Source organism: Haemophilus influenzae, from assembly GCF_001457655.1.
Taxonomy (GTDB): domain Bacteria; phylum Pseudomonadota; class Gammaproteobacteria; order Enterobacterales; family Pasteurellaceae; genus Haemophilus; species Haemophilus influenzae.
Window position 1 is genome coordinate 670,759 of sequence record NZ_LN831035.1, and the last position, 17,478, is coordinate 688,236.

A 17,478-nucleotide genomic window follows, 5' to 3' on the forward strand; every position below is an offset into this window, starting at 1 on the left:
TTAAAGGATCATTAAATATGGCTAAAAACTATATGCAAGACGGAAACACCGTGCGTTTTACCGCTGCCGCTGCCGTAAAAAGCGGTGATGTAGTGATGTTAGAAAACCTTGCGGCGATTGCTGTTGCCGACGTGGAAAAATCCGCCGTTGGTGTTGGTTTGACTACCGGTGTATTTACCGTTAAAGCAAAAGCGGCTGACGACATCAAACAAGGTGCGATCGTGTACTGGTCTGCAACTGACGGAGCAACAACTACCGCAGGTAGTAACAAGCGTTTAGGTATTGCTTGGCATGCTAGTGGCGTATCGATGGGCACTGTAGATGTCAAGATCAACGCTTAGTCCGTTTGATGACGCACTCGCACAGGCGGACAAAGTCATATCAGATGTGATGATGTCCGTCTATGTTATCAACGGCAAAAAATACAAAGCGGTGCTTGATGAAAGCCCAAAACTAATGAGTGGCAATTACACCGATGATTACTTAATTAATGGCACGACGCGTACTCTCACTCTTTTTAAAGCATCAGGATATAAGCCAAAACTTGGAGATATCATTATTTCTTCAACAGAGGAATATGTTGTGCGAGGGTTTAGTTTTGAAGATGGGAAGATCGTGCTGCAATTGGAGTAAATATGGCGGTGAAAATTGAAGGGATGGCAGCATTACAAGCTAATATCCAAAAACTGGCTAATCAAGTCGCGCCTAAAGCGGCAGCAAAAGCGATTAATAAGGTGGCGAGAAGTGCAATCAAAAATGGAACAAAAAATGTATCCAAAGAGATTCATGTGCCAGCTAAATTAATCCGTAAGCGAACTCGATTATCCCAAAAAGCAACAGCGAATCGACCAGTTGCAAAAATACGAGTTGATAGAAGAAATTTACCATTAATTCGATTATTGGAAAACCCTAGACGAACCATGCGAGCGAGTAAAGGGCAAATTAGAATAGGCAAATATCAAATACAACGCGGTTTTATTCAAACTCTAGCAAATGGTCGTAAACACGTTATGCAGCGACAAGGTAAAGAGCGGTATTCAATTGATGTTGTTAAGATTCCGTTATCTAGACCATTAACAACGGCTTTCCATAATGAGTTAAAAGATTATTCAAGTCAGATCAAAGTCGAACTGACAAGAGAGTTGAGTGACATTTTAAAAAAATAGAGGATTAAATGCTAATTCATAAGAAGATTCGGCATCAAGTGTCGGATATGCTCAAAAGCAGTATAAAGGGTGTTGAGAATATTTATTCTGGGCGCCCTTTATTTATTGATATTGACCAAGAAAAAACAGCTATTGCAGTTTTTCTTGATGAGATTTCGTGCGAAGAGGTAGATCTCTGTCATCACGAATATACCGCAGCATTAAATATCGCAATTTATCTGAAAACAGCTTTAGGCGACGACACATTAGATGATATTGCAGACAAAATCAAAGAGCGATTAAGCGTAGCTATATCTAATGATGAATTATCGGAAAACATTTCCGAAATGACTCTTATTAGCTACGAATACGAGCAAGATACGACAAATCGTACTTGGTTCGTTTCTAACCTTAAATATCAAATTAAGTATGAGGACTAGATATGCCTACACAAACAACACCTTTTCAAGGCACTAAATTTTATTTGGGCACTGGTCTAACCGAAGGCAAAGCAGTCACAGCCGTAACGGTTAAGCCTAATGCAACCATTACATCAGCAGGGCATGGTGCCAAAGTAGGGGATTTTATTAAGCTAACTGGTCTAGGTGCGCTTGATGGTTTTTATCCTGTGAAATCTATTGCAACAGATAAAATCACTCTTGCTGATGAGGTCGATTGGAGCGGTCAAGATGCACCAACGGATTTTTCATCCGCAAAAGTGGCTGTCGTTAAATGGTCATCTAACTTTTGTGCCATTAAACAAATTGAAGGTGATGGTGACACTCTCGGCGAGGAGGATATTACAACAATGTGCTCCGAGGGTACAGAAACAGAAGCAGGTGAGATTGAGTATGGCTCAATTAAATTAACATTCTTCTATGCACCAGGTACTGCAATGCAAGCTGACTTGCGCAAGAAGTTTTATGCTAAAGAAACCTTCCCTTGGATGATGATATTGAAAAATGGTCAAGGTTCTCTTTACGGCACAGGATTTATCCAAACCTCACCAAATTTCAGTGGTGAAGTAAAAGGTAAATTTGAATCTGGTGTAACGATTAAAAAAGCAAAACGCGATTATCACTTACCAGCATAGCCGCAAAGTGCGGTGAATTTTGACTGCACTTTATAAAAACTAAAACCCCGAAAGCAGCGAACTCTCGGGGTTTTTCATTCCAATTAAACCATACTTAAAAGGAATAAACTTCATTGGAAATTATAACTAACTTTCTTCCTTTATTCAAGGAGCAAGCTATGCAATATGGGTTATGGGAAACGACCTTAGCTTATTTAGTGTTAGGCGTATGTTTCATCATCGCTTGGCGACTCCCAAATATTATTAATTCAATTAAAAACAAAGGTGATAAATAATGAATCTACGTGAAAAACTTTTAGCCAATAAGCCTAAAATTACCCCAATCATTATTAATGGCGAGAATTATTATATCCGTGAAATTACTGTTGGTGAAATGAATCGTGTGCTTTATGGGCAACAACAAGAATTGGTGCACATTGCAGAGAGTCAAGGTATTGAATTGAACTTCAATGATGAAAAACACCTTACTGAGCAACTTGCTAAAATTTATGACCCGAATCGATTAACGCGTACGCTTGCTATGCGGTTGTGCGATCAAGATGGTAAAAATCTTTTTGATATGGATAATCCTGATGATTTAACCGCACTTTCCAAATTAGATAAGGTTGTATTTGAGCAATTAACGCAAGCTATTGTGGAAGATGAACCAAAAAACTCTCAAGCCGAAGAAAGTTCCAAATAAACCTCTCACTTTCTCTCGGCAAAACACTTGAAGAAATTGAGCAAATGCCAGAGCGTCATCTCCAAGAATACGAAATTTTTTATCAGGAACAGCCTTTTGGATTATGGCGAGAGGATTATCGTACTGCACAAGTTTCACATTTGCTTGCTATGATAAATCGAGACCCTAAGTCTAAGCCTCCAGAGTTATCTGATTTTATGCCGTTTTACCAAGAAAAAATGGATGATGAAGATGATGATGACGGAGTGGCTGATTATTTAGCAAATCGTTAAATTATCTATTGCTTCTGAATCTTATATAGATTAAAATCTATATAAATAATAAGAAAGGTAATAGCTGTATGAAACAAGAATGGGAAGTAATTTTACAAGACCCACTTTTGAACTGGTTAGAAACGCTGGCAGAAGATGACGTATTAAAAATCTATGCGGCGTTGGAATTATTATCAACAGAAGGTCCACAATTAAGCAGACCTTATGCGGATACGCTGCAAGGCTCTAAATATACCAATTTAAAAGAATTGCGAGTACAGTCTAAATTATCGGTATTCCGTTTATTTTATATTTTCGACCCTGTCAGACAAGCGATTGTTTTATGTGGCGGAGATAAAAAAGGCAAGAAAGAAAAACTCTTTTACAAAGAGATGATTGCCCTAGCGGAACAAACCTATGATGATTACCTTTCTGAATTAACTAAGGAGCAAGAAAATGAGCGTGAAATTTAAAGATCTGATGAATAATCTTCCAGCTGAAAAGCAAGCGAAAGTGAAAGCTATGGCAGACGATATGCGAATGGAGTTACAACTTTACCGTATTCGTGAAGAATTAGAGCTTTCACAAAAGCAAATGGCAGAAGCATTAAGTATTTCTCAGCCGTCAGTTGTCGCCCTTGAAAAACGTGGCAATGACATTAAATTATCATCAGTTAAACGTTACATTGAAGCAATGGGTGGTGTGTTAAATTTATCGGTTGAATTACCCACAGGAAAAACAGTTACTTTCAACTTATAGAAGGTGGTAAGTATGTTGCGTGATTTTATTCAATTTACAGCAAAATGCTTTTTTATACTGCTTATTGCATTAGGGACATTATTCCTTTTATTTGCTGTTGATTTTATTTATATTCTCGCTTTTATTGGTGTATATGTTGCTATTTTCGCAACTTGTCTTGTTGTAGCTATTATTAAAGAAAATAACCGTATTAAGAAACTAAGGATAGTTGAACAAGATAAGAATCGTGTGAAATATGTTATTATTAATTAAATTATAAGTTTCTAAAAGCTCGCTTCGGCGGGCTTTTTTTATGAGGTGAATATGTCAAGTTTAGGTTCGTTAAATATTCTTTTGAGTTTGGACTCAATTCAGTTTAATCAGGCGCTTGATAAATCATCCTATCAAACGCAAAAGTTCGCAAAACAATTTGAATTGAATTTTACAAAAGCGCAGGCCAAAGCAAAACAATTCTCAGAGCGTACTACTCAATATTTGAATAACATAGAGAAAGCGGCAAATACAATTAATAAAACGACAAGCCGTACTTTTTGGGCGGGCATTGTAAGTTCGGGCGGTTCCTATTTATCATCTGGTATTTCTGATGTGATAAAATACGCGGATAGTTATACTGAATTGCAAAACCGTATTCGCTTAGTAACAAATAGCCAAACAGCTATGGTGGTTGCGACAGAATCGGTGTTTGATATTTCTTTGAAAACCAATCAAGCTGTGGGCGCTACTGCACAAATCTATCAACGCTTTGCACAAAATGCAGATAGATTGAATTTATCTCAATTGCAAGTCTCCGAATTAACGGAGACTGTTGCAAAATCTGTTGCAATATCAGGTGCTAGTGCAGGTGCAGCTGAAGCAGCATTAATGCAATTTGGGCAAGCATTAGGAAGTGCAGAATTACGCGGTGATGAGCTTAATTCTGTGATTGAGCAGACTCCAGGTCTTGCTGACGCAATAGCTAAAGGGCTTGGCGTAACAACTGGCGAGCTGAAAAACTTAGCTAAAGCAGGGCAATTGGACATTCACACCGTTATCCAAGCTTTAGTAAAAGCACGAGATACGGTTGATAATGACTTTAATAAACGCGTGAAAACGCTTTCAATGTCTTTTACAAATTTAGAGACATCGATAACTAAGTTTTCAGGTGAAGCAAATAGTGCGTTAGGTGTTACGCAAAAACTAGCTACTGGGGTCGATTTTGTTAGCGATCATCTCCAAGAATTAATTATTGGGCTTGGATCGCTGACAGCTGCACTTGCTATCGGTCATCTTAGCAAATACGGCTTGGAACTATTAAAAACGGGTTATGCTAGTGCAAAAAATGCTCTAGCGCATATTGCAGAGGCAAAAGCCATAGCAACAAAAGCTACTGCAATGCGTACAGCGGCTCAGGTTGAAATGGCAAGCTTAAACGCACAATTTAAACTTGCACAATCTGAACAAACACGCTTTGCATTGCGTGAAAGAATGAAAGTGCAGTCTGCTCAAATTATTGCACTTGCACAAGCTGAAGCCACTGCAAAACGAAACCTTGCTACAGCAACTAATCTTGCAACGATGGCGGCAAAAGGTTTGCAAAGTGTAATGGCTTTACTTGGTGGCCCTGCTGGTGTAATTGGGATAGCTGCTACATCATTAATTTTCTTTAGCTCGCAAGCTGCACAAGCAAGACAGTGGGCACTTGATACTACAACTGCAAACCAAGGATTAGCAGAAAGTTACAATGAATTAAGTGAAGCTGCATTATCCTTAAAAGTAGAAAAGCAACTCGAAGATATTGAGAAATATTACAAGGAAATCGAAAAAGCTAAAGCTAGTGCAAAATCAAAAAACATTAATGGCGATTTTGATGGTTTCACAGTCGTTAATAGTATTAGTGATAAAGAGTTGGAGCACCTACAAAACGAAATCAAGTCTATCGAAGAAAATGCAAGTTTAGCAGAAAAAGCCCTCGTAAAAATGCTTGCTCCTCTAGCTGAAAACATGTTGCGTTCAGGTAAAAGTCTTGATGATGTCCGACAAAAATTCAAATTACTTGGTATTGATGCAGTAACTGCGAATAATATTATCGCAACTTTACCAAAAAGTTTCTCTGACGCGGCAAACGGTGCAAAGAACGCCACAGATAAAACTTTAGATTTAAAAGATGCAATTGATAAGTTAAATGGTAAATCAACAACGCTTGCTCAAAAATTAGAGGTTGCGAAGTTAAAACAACAAGGGCAAGCAAAATCTGCGTATGTTTTAGCAGGTCTTTATGAATTGCTTGGGAAAGAGGGTGCTGAATATAATGAAGTATTGATCGGCATTGCGACAGGTACAATTACCGCAGCTAATGCAGCAGATAAAGCTGTTGGTTTATCAGTTGAAACACTAAATAAGATCATAGCCGGAAAAGCAACATTAGAAAAAATGTTTTCCGATGAAACCAAAGTGACAACAATTGAAACACAAATCAAAGAAAGTCACAAAAAATCAGGTGAAAATGCTCGTGATAGTTGGCTTAATTTCTACGATGAAATTCGCAAGAAAAACAGCTCTAGTCTAGGCGAAATCGAGTTAGAGCAAGCGCGAATGTTCCAACGGTTGGAAGAACACAATAAAAAAGGTGTGGTATCGTATCAAGAATATGAAACCGCAAAAACGGCTATTGCAGAACGCTTTGCTCGCCAACGTTTAGAGCTTGCTGGCAAATATGCGCCAGAAAAGTTGTTGAAAGCTAATCGTGATAATGAACTAAAATCTATTCAGGAATTATACGAGAAAGGGCAGCTCAACCAAAGTGAAGCAGTGAAAGCCTCGACTCGAGTACAGTTTGACTATGCGCAACAGGTGTCACAAAGTGCGGTCGATCCATTGGCACAATTACGTGCACTTTATGACCCACAACAAGAGTTAATTAATCAACAAACGCAAGAGCTTGCTCAGCTTCAATCATTTAACGATCAAAAGTTAATCACGGAAGAAGAATTCCAACAACGCAAACAGCAAATTATTGAAAAATACAGAAATAATCAGTTTCAAGAGCAAATGGGACTTTATGCTACTGGATTAAATGATCTTGGTAATGCGTTTGGGACTTTAACATCAATCGTTGAACAATCAGCCGGTAAGCAATCAGCAGCCTATAAGGCGATGTTTGCAATCTCAAAAGCCTTTGCCATTGCAGAAGCTACAGTGAAGTTATCTCAAGCGATCGCACAAGCACTTGCCGATCCAACCGCTCTTACGCCAGCACAGAAATTCGCTAATATGGCAGCAGTGGCAAGTGCTGGTGTTAATTTAGTGTCTCAAATTACCAGTGTTGGTTTTGCTACAGGTGGTTATACAGGTGATGGGGGAAAATATACGCCAGCTGGTATTGTACATAAGGGCGAATACGTCATAACAAAAGAAGCCACTGCTCGTTTGGGTCGTGGCTTTTTAGATCATCTTAATTACGGTTCTGTTCGTCGTGGTTTTGCTAATGGTGGTGGAGTCGGTGTACCAAGATTGCCAACTATGGCTTATCAACCTAAATCATCAGGGAATATAGCGGTTAAGGTGATTAATAACGGTGAACCGATGGATGCAACGGTAAGCCAACAATCAAAAAATGGACAGCTTGAAATCACCGTGGAATTAGTGCAACAAATTGCGCAAGCAGAAGCGGGAACAATGTTGCAGAAGAATATGCGCCCTGGCGGATTGTTATCTTAGGAGTAAACATGGCATTAAAAACATTATCTTGGTGTCCTCAGCCTAAATACACTGTAGAGGAAGAACCTAGACGAAAAGTGCTTAATTTTGGCGATGGTTATCAACAGCGAATGGTGGACGGACTAAATCCGCTGCTCCGCAAATTTAACCTGACATACAAGCTCAATCACAAAAGTGCGGTCGAATTTGACCGCTTTTTAACGTCGCATGGTGGCGTCACGGCATTTTTCTTTCGTGAATACGAAAATGGCGATTTAATCAAAGTCGTTTGCCCGAAATGGTCAAAAACCGTCACTAAAAGACACACGGAAATCAGCTGCACCTTTGAAGAAGTGGTGTAGTTTTTAGATAAAAAAACAAACCCCGAACACTCGCAATGTTCGGGGTTTTTATTTACCCCTTATTCCAAGTTTAACCAACTAAGGAGCAATTTTGATTAAGTATACACCAAAACATCAAGTTAAGGTAGGTGGAAAAATGAGTGAAAAAGATGCAGGCATTGCAGGGAAAATGCTAGCAAGTGCAGCAATTATTGCAGCGGTTGGTTTTGCCATTGGCGCAGCGTGCTTCGGGATTAGCTTTATTCTATGAAATGTTAGAAGTAATTGATAAGTCTAAGAGAGCGCGCCAATTTGCATACACATTTTTATTTCTGGCTTTTATTTTTGGAATACGTCCAGCTGACCTTTGGTAGCCTTCGAACCACACGTTATGACGCTTAAAGTGAGGTTAAATTAAGTAAAGTTTTGTGACGGAGATCGCAAAAATAGAAAATTTCTGATTAAAAATCTTAAAGAATATATTTTTATTTCATAGAATGGATATCAAATTTATTCTAGAGGAAATAAAAATGAGCGATCAAATTTTTAAAGAGAGAATTTTAGCTCACTCCCAACATGTAATGAGAGTGGGGCAACATTGTTCAACTGAGGAAACAACAAAGCAAGCTTTAATTCTTCCTTTCCTTGATATTTTAGGGTTTTCAGCTTATGACCCTACTAAGGTAAAGGCTGAGTATGCAGCCGATTTTGTTGGAGCAAAGAATGGTGAACGGGTAGATTATGCCTTATTTTGTCATGATGTTCCCGTTATGTTTATTGAGGCTAAATCTTACAATGAAGATCTCTCAAACCATTCTCCACAATTAGCACGCTATTTCAATGCAACTCCAGAAGTTGCAGTTGCAGCAATTAGTAATGGTCGTGAATGGCGATTTTTCACAGATCTAAAAGATAAAAATATTATGGATGATGTGCCATTTTTGCGCATTAATTTTGAATCGCTTGACGAAACCAAAATATTCCAATTATCTCAATTTTGTCATGATAAATTTCAGCCTGAAGCGTTACGAACATTGGCTGAAGAAAGTATATATCTATCAACATTTACAAAAACAATATCTTCGTCATTAAAAGAGGTTGATTGTGAGTTTGTCCGTTATATAGCTAGCCGTTCCAATATTGGAAGACAGTTGAATCAGCGGTTTATTGAATCTATAACACCAATAGTAAGACAAGCAGTTGAAAAGGCTGTTAGTGATATGGTTGTTTCTGGATTATCAAAAAAACCTATTGATATAGAACCTGTTGAGGTTACTGAGGTGGAATATAATGATGAAAAAGCAGACGTTGTAGATCCTGATAACTGTAAAATTGTCACCACATATACCGAAAGACAAGTTTTAGAGTATGTCACAATGATTATTGGTAGCGATACAGATTTAGTTGCCAAAGATACCGAGAGTTATTTTGGTATTTTATATCAAGGAAAATCTAATAGATGGATTTTACGTTACTATGATAATAAGCAACGCCCTTCAATCGTTATCCCTATTGACTTAACTTCTGAGCATCAAAAAGAAATTATTAGAGCTGGGTTAGAGATTTCAGGCAACCAAATTATTATTGATTACCCAGAGAATATTTTAAGATTAAGTGGCATTATTCGTGATTGTTTCGAGTATTGCATTAATGACGAAAATTTTAGAAAAAAATCGCAATAAAGCTCTCAAAAGCCTGTTTACAAAGCAGGCTTTTTTCATTATTATTTTCATTAAGGCTCGTAACCTTAAAACAAAGCGGAAGTCCGCACCCGATAGCATAGCGGTTTTTTATGCGTGAAATTTAGCAACCTTGTTTGTTTATTGCCATTAAACATTCATTACGCATAACCACATCTTATCTATGCCGAGAGGGCGGAGAATAAAATACCCGAAAGGGGAATAATCCCGGCCGTTCTTTGTTTCGGTTTACGAACCTCTTGGCGACCCTATTAGGTCAAATCTTCGTAAAATAAAACAAAGGAGTCAGAAATGGCTAATCAAATCTCAACTCAAACAGTATCTTTTAACAATCAATCCTTGATTACCATTGAACAAAACGGCGTACATTATGTTGCAATGAAGCCTATTTGTGAAAATATCGGCATTCAATGGGAATCGCAATACAATCGAATTAGACGTGACGATGTGCTAAATTCAGTTATATTCATCATGAATATGACTGGAAGCGATAGTAAGAATTATCAAATGATCTGCTTACCAATCGAATACCTAAACGGCTGGCTATTTGGTATTGATATTAATCGTTGTAACCCAGAAATCCGTGACACATTAATCAAATACAAAAAAGAGTGTTACCAAGCGTTACATGATTATTGGTTTAATGGTAAAGCTGAACGTAAAACCACGGTAGATGATCGCACAGGATTACGCAATGCCGTGAATATGCTCGTGAGCAAAAAGGGATTAATTTATTCCGACGCCTACCATTTAATCCACCACCGCTTTAATGTGGAATCAATCGAAGATTTGACATTAGAGCAGCTACCGCAAGCGGTGGAGTATGTTCACAGAATCGTGCTTGAGGGAGAGTTGATTACAACGCCTAAAAAAGATGAGTGCTTTAATTTTGAATTTACCGAGCATGAACTCCAACAGCTTGTGTGGGCATGGTTTGCTTTATTGCGAGGCACGGAACTTTGCCAAGTACTTCATCCCGCATTAAAACAAATTGGTTCGCACTACGCTGCTTCCGTTTATGGCGTGGCTTACGAATATCGCAGTACTCTCCGTCAGGCCCATAACGTATTGACACGCATTACAGAGCAATTTGAATGCGAGCAAGGAAATAACTGGCGCGTATTAAAATACCTTCGAGCCTACAACCCTAAAGCAACAGGATTTCAGTTAGACATTCTATAAAACAACGAAAAATCCGACCGCACTTTTCCCAAAGAAATCCGTGCGGCGGATTGCTACACCCAAAATTCACAAAAAAGGACAAATTATGTTCAGAATTTTACTTGTGGTGGCGTTGTTATGGGCCACCTATCATTTAGACTTAAATCAAGATTGCGATGGGTATATTTGCCAAGTTGAACAGTCTCATCAAAAGGTGATTATAAATTGACTTAACCCTAAATTTGCATTACTATTTCTAACAATAGCCGAATTGTAGCAATGCAGTTCGGCTTTTTTATTGAAATTTTACAACCCGCTTGAATTGGCGGGTTTTTTATTGCCTGTAAGATAGCGATGTACACGTGACAAGCGGTGTTTCCTTTCTCCACTCACTGCTTCTTACAGGCCACCTTTTTGTGGAGAAAACAGGAGAAGATATGCAAACGTTAACCGCAGAATTTTTAGGTAAAGAAGTTACTTTAGTGGACAACAACGGCATTGCTTATGTGGCAATGCGTGAGATTGTGGAAGGAATTGGTTTGGCGTGGAAACCACAATACAAAAAACTAACTGACTACAGTCAAAAATTCAGTTGTTACCATATGACCACAACTGGAAAAGACGGCAAAAAATACGAAATGCTTTGTATGCCAATCAAAAAATTAAATGGCTGGCTGTTTAGCATTAACCCAAACAAAGTGCGTGCCGATTTAAAAGAACGCTTGGAAAATTACCAAGAGGAATGTTTCTTAGCTTTATGGGATTACTGGACAGAGGGTATTGCTCGCCGTGATGAAGTCAAAAACAAGTTGGCATTGTGGCAACAAAAGAAAGCCGAATATACGCAACGAGCTGGTGAACGGGGAAAATTATTGCAGCAATGCAAATCAGAAAAGCAAGACCTTGAGCGTGAGCTTTTACAAATTAAACAGTTAGATCTTTTCGTGAACTTATAACCGCACAATCTTTTAGAAAGTGCGGTTTTTTATTGGAGAAAATATGAGTATTTACGGACAACTGCAACAATATGCCTCTCATGGTTGGATAGAATTATTTGAACTCGATCTCACTAAATTTGGCGATATTGTTTATCGTTTCCACGATGGATTAAATCCATTAGGTCAAGCTATTGTGTGGCAAGGGCAAGAATATACGCCTTATCCAGTCAAAGCTGAGGGATTTGCAGTTGATGGGTTAAATCCTGTTAGACCAAGGATTACATTTTCCAATTTAGGTGGGGCGATTACATTAGTCTTGGCAAAATTAAAAGGCATTGAGGGCGCTCGACTTACTCGCAAACGAACGAAAATAATCTATCTTGATGCGGTAAATTTTGAAAATGGAAATTTGACTGCCGACCCAAACGCACATTTACCCGATGATATATTTTATATATCGCAAAAAACATCGGAAGACCATTTAACCGTTAGTTTCGAGCTATTACCTGCCACTGATTTAGAAGGGGTGAAATTACCCCGTCGGCAGATTGTGGCTCAATATTGCACTCATAAATATAAGGGGCAGTTTTGCGGATATACAGGTGATAAAGCAACTTGCGCTAAAACACTTGCTGACTGTAAAGCACATTTTGGTGAGCGCTCTGAATTGCCTTTTGGTGGTTTCCCTAGTGCGGCATATATGAGGATTTAAAATGAAACATATTGATGATGCAATAGCACACGCCAAACAAAGTTATCCGCACGAAAGTTGCGGTTTTTTTGTGCTTAAAAATGGCAAATTGCAGTATGTCGCCTGTACCAATTTAGCAGCAGAAACAGAAGATGAATTTTTGATTGGCATAGAAGATTATGCCAGAGCGGAAGGAGTGGGGGAAATTAGAACCGTTGTTCATTCCCATCCAGACGAGAGCTGTTTACCAAGCATTGCAGATCAAGACGCACATAAAATGAGTGGATTGGAATGGTGCATTATTGGACTAGAGGGCGATGAGGTATCTACGCATTTTATGCCTGCACTTACAGAGGTGCCTGATTTGTATGGGCGTAAGTTTATCCATGGCATGACTGACTGCTACGGATTTGTGCGTGATTGGTATCGCCAAGAACTGGGTATTAATCTCCCAAACTACAATCGCATAGATGGCTGGTGGGATAATGGTGGCAATCTCTATGTTGATAACTTTGAGGACGCTGGATTTTATCCAGTCAAAGACTTAAAAATAGGCGACATGATTGTGATGCAAATTAACGCAAATGTACCTAATCATGCTGGTGTTTATCTTGGTGATGGTTTAATTGGCCATCACCTATACGGACGACTATCAAGTAAGGATGTATATGGACAATTCTACCGCGAACGAACAACGCACATCATGCGACATAAGAAAAATACGCCTTAAAGGCGAGTTAGGCAAACGCTTTGGGAAAGTCCATAAGCTGGCAGTAAAAACACCAGCGGAAGCCATCCGAGCCTTATGTGTTTTAAAAAGAGGATTTAAAGAGTTTCTTCTAGAGTCTGAAAGACACGGAATAGTTTATCGGTTCTTGGTGCAGCGAGAAGAGCTGACAACATCATCTGATGAATTTCAAATGCGGTATGGCGCTCAAGCCGAATTTCACCTTATTCCAGTCATTAGAGGTTCTAAGCGAGGGGGATTCTTTTAGCTCATAGCGGGGGCTGCGATGATTGGTCTTGCATTTTGGAACCCTTTAGGATGGGCTACTATAGGCGGTACAGGCTTTTTAAGCAGCGCGGCAACCTTGCCACTTACGATTGGTGCATCACTTGTACTTGGCGGCATCAGCCAATTACTCGTCCCTGTGCCAAAAGTAAGTGGACCACAAGAACGTCCAGAGAATAAGCCGTCTTATTTATTTAATGGTGCGGTAAATACAACCGAGCAAGGACAACCTATTCCATTATTATATGGTGAATTAATAGTTGGATCTGCTGTTGTATCGGCAGGTCTTACCGATAAAGAAATTCCTATCAGAACAAACTCTACATCAAACAATGAAACTAGAGGAAAACTTAAATTTAAACGAGTTTCGGGGTGATAAATGCAGATAGTCGGTAGAAAAGGCGGAGGAAAAGGTGGTGGCGGAGGTGGTAGAGCACCAGTTGAAGCCCCTGATTCACTCAAGTCTTGTTCCTATGCAAAATTTATTGATGTTATTTCTTGTGGCGAAATTGAAGGACCAGTAAATGGACTGAACTCAGTTTACTTTGGTGATGTACAGTTGCAAGATGAAAAAGGCAAATTCAATTTTAATAATGTTGCTATTGAGTGGCGACCTGGAAGTGTGAGACAAGCACCGTCAGAAATTTGCCAAACCAATGAAGTGACAACAGATGTTAATACCGAAGTAAAAAAAGACAAACCTATCACCCGCTCTATTATTGCACCAGAAGCAGATATTGTTAGAGTAACCATTACTGTACCTGGATTAAGTCATCAAAATAAAAGCAATGGAGATATTAACGGTACAAAGGTTGAGCTAAAAGTCGAATATCAAGCTAACGGTAGCCAGTGGATAGATGCAGGTAATATCGTTATCGAGGGTAAAACCACATCATCATATAATCGCGAACATAGCTTTAGATTAACAGGCGAAGCTCCCTGGAATATAAAAGTGACACGGTTAACTGATGATTCAGATAGCCAGGTTTTACAAAACAAAACCATTTTTTCGAAAATCACAACGGTTTTTGAGGAAAAATTAACTTATCCTGGTGTGGCATATGTTGGCGTGCAAATAGATGCCGAGCAATTTAGCTCAATACCATCTCGTGGGTATCATTGCCGTGGCATCAAACTAAAAGTGCCCTCAAACTACAATCCAGAAACTCGAGAATATAGTGGTGATTGGGACGGTACATTTATTGTCAAATACTCAAATAACCCTGTTTGGATTTATTTTGATTTACTCACTAACGAGGAATATGGGGCAGGGGAATACATCAAAGAGGATATGCTAGATAAATGGTCGATGTACCAAATAGCAAAATATTGCGATGAATTAGTCCCTGATGGATTTGGTGGCCGTGAACCTCGCTTTACCTGCAATGTTTACATCCAAACCAAACAAGAAGCCTTTAAGCTGTTACGAGATTTAACATCGGTATTTAGAGCAATGAGTTATTGGAGTAGCGGCACTCAAATGCTTGTCCAAGACTCACCCAAAGAGCCTATTTATCAGTTTAATAATACCAATGTTATCGGCGGTAAATTCAGCCGCTCAGGCTCGAATATTAAAACTCGTCACAATGTTGTATTAGTGACGTGGAACGACCCGAAAAAGTACTTTAAACAATCTGTAGAGTACATCGAGGACTCGGAGGCGATTGTTAAGATGGGGTACATATCCCAAACGGAAGTTGTGGCGTTCGGCTGTACATCGAGAGGGCAAGCGAGACGACTAGGGAAATGGCTACTTTATACTGAGCAATACGAAAGCGAAGTTATTACGTTTTCTTGCGGACAAGATGGTGCCATACCCATCCCTGGAGAAGTGATACAAGTATCTGACATCCATCGTTCAGGGGAGAGACGCGGTGGGCGAGTTAAAGACGGCTCAACAGTCAATCGAATCATTCTCGATGCGGAAGTTGAAATCACAAAAGAATCAACGATTAGCATTGTGAATGAGAAAGGGGAGTTAGAACAAAGAGCAATTACACAACGTGGAAAACTCACTGAGATTGACGTAAGACCAGTCTTTACCTCTGTTACAGAAAATAGCACATGGATTATTGCTAGTTCAGATATAAAACCTGAATTTTATCGAGTTATCTCCATTGTTGAGAGTGATGACGGCTCATATACTATCACTGCATCTGATTACAATCCCTCTAAGTTTGAGCATATTGAAAATGGGAATGAACTCATTGAATATGACACAACAAACAATACGCTAGATACTGGTGTAAAAAATGTAGTGATTACCGATGAAATTTATCGTGGGCTTGGGGGAAGTATCCAAACCAAAATTGTTGTAAGTTATGAACCTGCAACATCACTCACATCTCGATACCAAATTGAGTATCGCGAGGGCAATGGCAACTGGAAACAGATGGAGCCAACGACCTTAACATCGGTTGATATTCCTAATGTAAAAGATGGTGTGTTATATCAAATCCGCATCAAAACAAGCAATGTATTAGGTGTATGGTCCGATAATCCAATCCAAAACTATGAGCCAATAGGTAGATTACGCCCTCCGCATAATGTTTCTAATTTAAGACACAAGGCTATTGCCCAAGAAGGAGCTTTTTTAATTTGGGATTTATCGCCCGATATAGATTTAGAGTATTACGAGATTAAAAAAGGCGACACCTATGAAATTTCTAAACCAGTTGGGAAAATCAAGGCAAACGAATTTAATCTTGGTTTTATTCGCGCTGGTGAGCATAAGTATTGGCTAAGCGCGGTGGATTCTTCCGATGTTCGCTCTGAATCGCCCACTGCAGTAACGTTTAATATTTCAGGCGGACAGGTAGAAAACTTAGTTGCAGAAATTGTCGGCGATGAAGTTTTGATGACTTGGGGTGAGACAAAAAACAACTCTTTTTCGACTGAGCTCTACGAGGTTAAAAAAGATGATGACGTGCTGGCTTTAGTTAAAAGTACATCATTTAAATTTAAGGCTGATTTTAACGGCAATAAAAAATTTACCGTTACTGCAATTGACTTAGGCGGAAATCGGAGCGAATCCGCTCAAGCGCAGCTAATTGTCCATCGACCGACACCTGTCTCTATATCTCAACAAGTTATCGATAACTACGTCATGTTGCGTTGGCAAAGTGCCAAGGCTACCTTGCCGATTGTCTATTATGAGTTGCGGAAAGGGGAAACAATAGAAAATTCAGAGTTTATCACAAATATTGATGGGTTAGCGTTTCCACAGTTTGAAACTGTAGGAGGGTTATATAAATACTGGATTATTGGTGTTGATAGTGCAGGTAACAGAAGTGAGCCGCAATATACGCTATCCAATGTTGCACAACCGCCAGATTATATCCTTAAATACGACTACAACAGCTCGTATGACGGAATTAAAAATGGTTCGGATAAAATCGATGGCAAGTTATATCTACCAGTCAGACGAGATACATGGGCAGAGCATTTTAGATCCAATAATCTCGCTACTCCAAAATCTCAAATTAATAGAGGTTTCCCGTTGTACCTCCAGCCAATAGACGAGAGCGGATATTATGAGGAGGAAATGGATTACGGCACGGTATTAGCATCATCCAAAATTACTCTTACCCCTAAGGTGATAAGCTCTGGCAGTTATGATATTAACTATCATATAGCAGTAAAAGAAAACGCTAAAGATAATTGGCGCGAACACGACCAACAATCCGTTTATGAAACCAACTTTAGATATGTTAAGTTTAGAATTACAGTGAGCAATGCACAGAAACCTGTCGTAATAGAGTCACTTAATCTAAAACTCGATCAAAAACAAAAAACTGACGGAGGAACCGTACAGGCAAATGCGTCAGATATAAAAGGCACATGGGTAAACTTTGCAACAGAGTTTATCGATGCGTCTGTCCCGGTTTTAACACCACAATCTAAACAACCACTTTTTGCAACATCTGACTTTAAGGATGAGCCAAAACCTAAAGGCTTTTACGTATTTTTATTTGATAAAAATGGGAATCGTGTAAGCGGTAAAGTTGGCTGGGTTGTAAAAGGAGTGTAA

Annotated in this window: 20 protein-coding genes; all 20 read left to right on the forward strand. The window is 39.1% G+C overall.

What is annotated here, in order from left to right; genetic code table 11:
* Positions 1–17: 17 nt before the first annotated feature.
* The 20 genes from AT683_RS03370 to AT683_RS03460 all read left to right on the forward strand — a co-directional run bounded on the left by AT683_RS03370 (position 18) and on the right by AT683_RS03460 (position 17,478).
* Complete coding sequence (locus AT683_RS03370) at positions 18–341, forward strand: DUF2190 family protein (RefSeq protein ID WP_015701510.1); 324 nt, start codon at positions 18–20, stop codon at positions 339–341.
* A complete protein-coding gene (locus AT683_RS03375) occupies positions 322–633 on the forward strand; it encodes a hypothetical protein (RefSeq protein WP_015701509.1) in 312 nt (103 codons plus the stop codon). Before AT683_RS03370 ends, AT683_RS03375 begins: the two co-directional genes overlap by 20 nt.
* A 2-nt stretch (positions 634–635) precedes the next feature.
* Positions 636–1,166 (forward strand): phage tail protein, encoded by a 531-nt coding sequence (locus tag AT683_RS03380; protein ID WP_015701508.1) that lies wholly within the window; start codon positions 636–638, stop codon positions 1,164–1,166.
* 8 nt (positions 1,167–1,174) lie between these two features.
* Positions 1,175–1,585: a phage tail terminator protein gene (gene gpU, locus AT683_RS03385; protein ID WP_038440699.1), complete on the forward strand. Its 411-nt coding sequence runs from the start codon at positions 1,175–1,177 to the stop codon at positions 1,583–1,585.
* A 2-nt stretch (positions 1,586–1,587) separates the two neighbouring features.
* Positions 1,588–2,238, forward strand: a complete 651-nt coding sequence (locus AT683_RS03390) for a hypothetical protein (protein WP_050846007.1) — start codon at positions 1,588–1,590, stop codon at positions 2,236–2,238.
* 274 nt (positions 2,239–2,512) lie between these two features.
* The gene (locus tag AT683_RS03395; protein WP_038440705.1) at positions 2,513–2,920 is read left to right on the forward strand and encodes a hypothetical protein; all 408 of its coding nucleotides are present in this window, start codon (positions 2,513–2,515) and stop codon (positions 2,918–2,920) included.
* Between the two features lie 44 nt (positions 2,921–2,964).
* A complete protein-coding gene (locus tag AT683_RS03400) occupies positions 2,965–3,192 on the forward strand; it encodes a phage tail assembly protein T (protein WP_058222178.1) in 228 nt (75 codons plus the stop codon).
* 68 nt (positions 3,193–3,260) lie between these two features.
* Positions 3,261–3,644: a type II toxin-antitoxin system RelE/ParE family toxin gene (locus AT683_RS03405; RefSeq protein ID WP_015701504.1), complete on the forward strand. Its 384-nt coding sequence runs from the start codon at positions 3,261–3,263 to the stop codon at positions 3,642–3,644.
* Entirely contained in the window at positions 3,628–3,930 is a 303-nt protein-coding gene (locus tag AT683_RS03410; RefSeq protein WP_005651224.1) for a helix-turn-helix domain-containing protein, read from the forward strand. The genes AT683_RS03405 and AT683_RS03410 overlap by 17 nt, the downstream gene beginning before the upstream one ends.
* Before the next feature lie 12 nt (positions 3,931–3,942).
* Positions 3,943–4,182: a hypothetical protein gene (locus AT683_RS03415; RefSeq protein WP_015701503.1), complete on the forward strand. Its 240-nt coding sequence runs from the start codon at positions 3,943–3,945 to the stop codon at positions 4,180–4,182.
* Between the two features lie 51 nt (positions 4,183–4,233).
* Positions 4,234–7,626 carry a tape measure protein gene (locus tag AT683_RS03420; RefSeq protein ID WP_058222179.1) on the forward strand — a complete coding sequence of 1,131 codons (3,393 nt, stop codon included), beginning with the start codon at positions 4,234–4,236 and terminating at the stop codon, positions 7,624–7,626.
* A gap of 8 nt (positions 7,627–7,634) precedes the next feature.
* Positions 7,635–7,967: a phage tail protein gene (locus tag AT683_RS03425; protein WP_038440713.1), complete on the forward strand. Its 333-nt coding sequence runs from the start codon at positions 7,635–7,637 to the stop codon at positions 7,965–7,967.
* Positions 7,968–8,058: 91 nt separating this feature from the next.
* Complete coding sequence (locus AT683_RS09670; protein ID WP_005651234.1) at positions 8,059–8,217, forward strand: hypothetical protein; 159 nt, start codon at positions 8,059–8,061, stop codon at positions 8,215–8,217.
* 259 nt (positions 8,218–8,476) lie between these two features.
* Complete coding sequence (locus AT683_RS03430) at positions 8,477–9,628, forward strand: type I restriction endonuclease (protein WP_050846004.1); 1,152 nt, start codon at positions 8,477–8,479, stop codon at positions 9,626–9,628.
* Between the two features lie 309 nt (positions 9,629–9,937).
* Positions 9,938–10,828, forward strand: a complete 891-nt coding sequence (locus tag AT683_RS03435; protein WP_058222180.1) for a phage antirepressor N-terminal domain-containing protein — start codon at positions 9,938–9,940, stop codon at positions 10,826–10,828.
* Between the two features lie 416 nt (positions 10,829–11,244).
* Positions 11,245–11,763 (forward strand): phage antirepressor N-terminal domain-containing protein, encoded by a 519-nt coding sequence (locus AT683_RS03440; RefSeq protein WP_058222181.1) that lies wholly within the window; start codon positions 11,245–11,247, stop codon positions 11,761–11,763.
* 43 nt (positions 11,764–11,806) lie between these two features.
* A complete protein-coding gene (locus AT683_RS03445) occupies positions 11,807–12,457 on the forward strand; it encodes a phage minor tail protein L (protein ID WP_058222182.1) in 651 nt (216 codons plus the stop codon).
* Between the two features lies 1 nt (position 12,458).
* Positions 12,459–13,166, forward strand: a complete 708-nt coding sequence (locus AT683_RS03450) for a C40 family peptidase (RefSeq protein WP_058222183.1) — start codon at positions 12,459–12,461, stop codon at positions 13,164–13,166.
* 283 nt (positions 13,167–13,449) lie between these two features.
* Complete coding sequence (locus AT683_RS09865; RefSeq protein WP_005661757.1) at positions 13,450–13,824, forward strand: tail assembly protein; 375 nt, start codon at positions 13,450–13,452, stop codon at positions 13,822–13,824.
* 3 nt (positions 13,825–13,827) lie between these two features.
* On the forward strand, positions 13,828–17,478 hold the full coding sequence (locus AT683_RS03460) for a TipJ family phage tail tip protein (protein ID WP_058222184.1): 3,651 nt from the start codon (positions 13,828–13,830) through the stop codon (positions 17,476–17,478).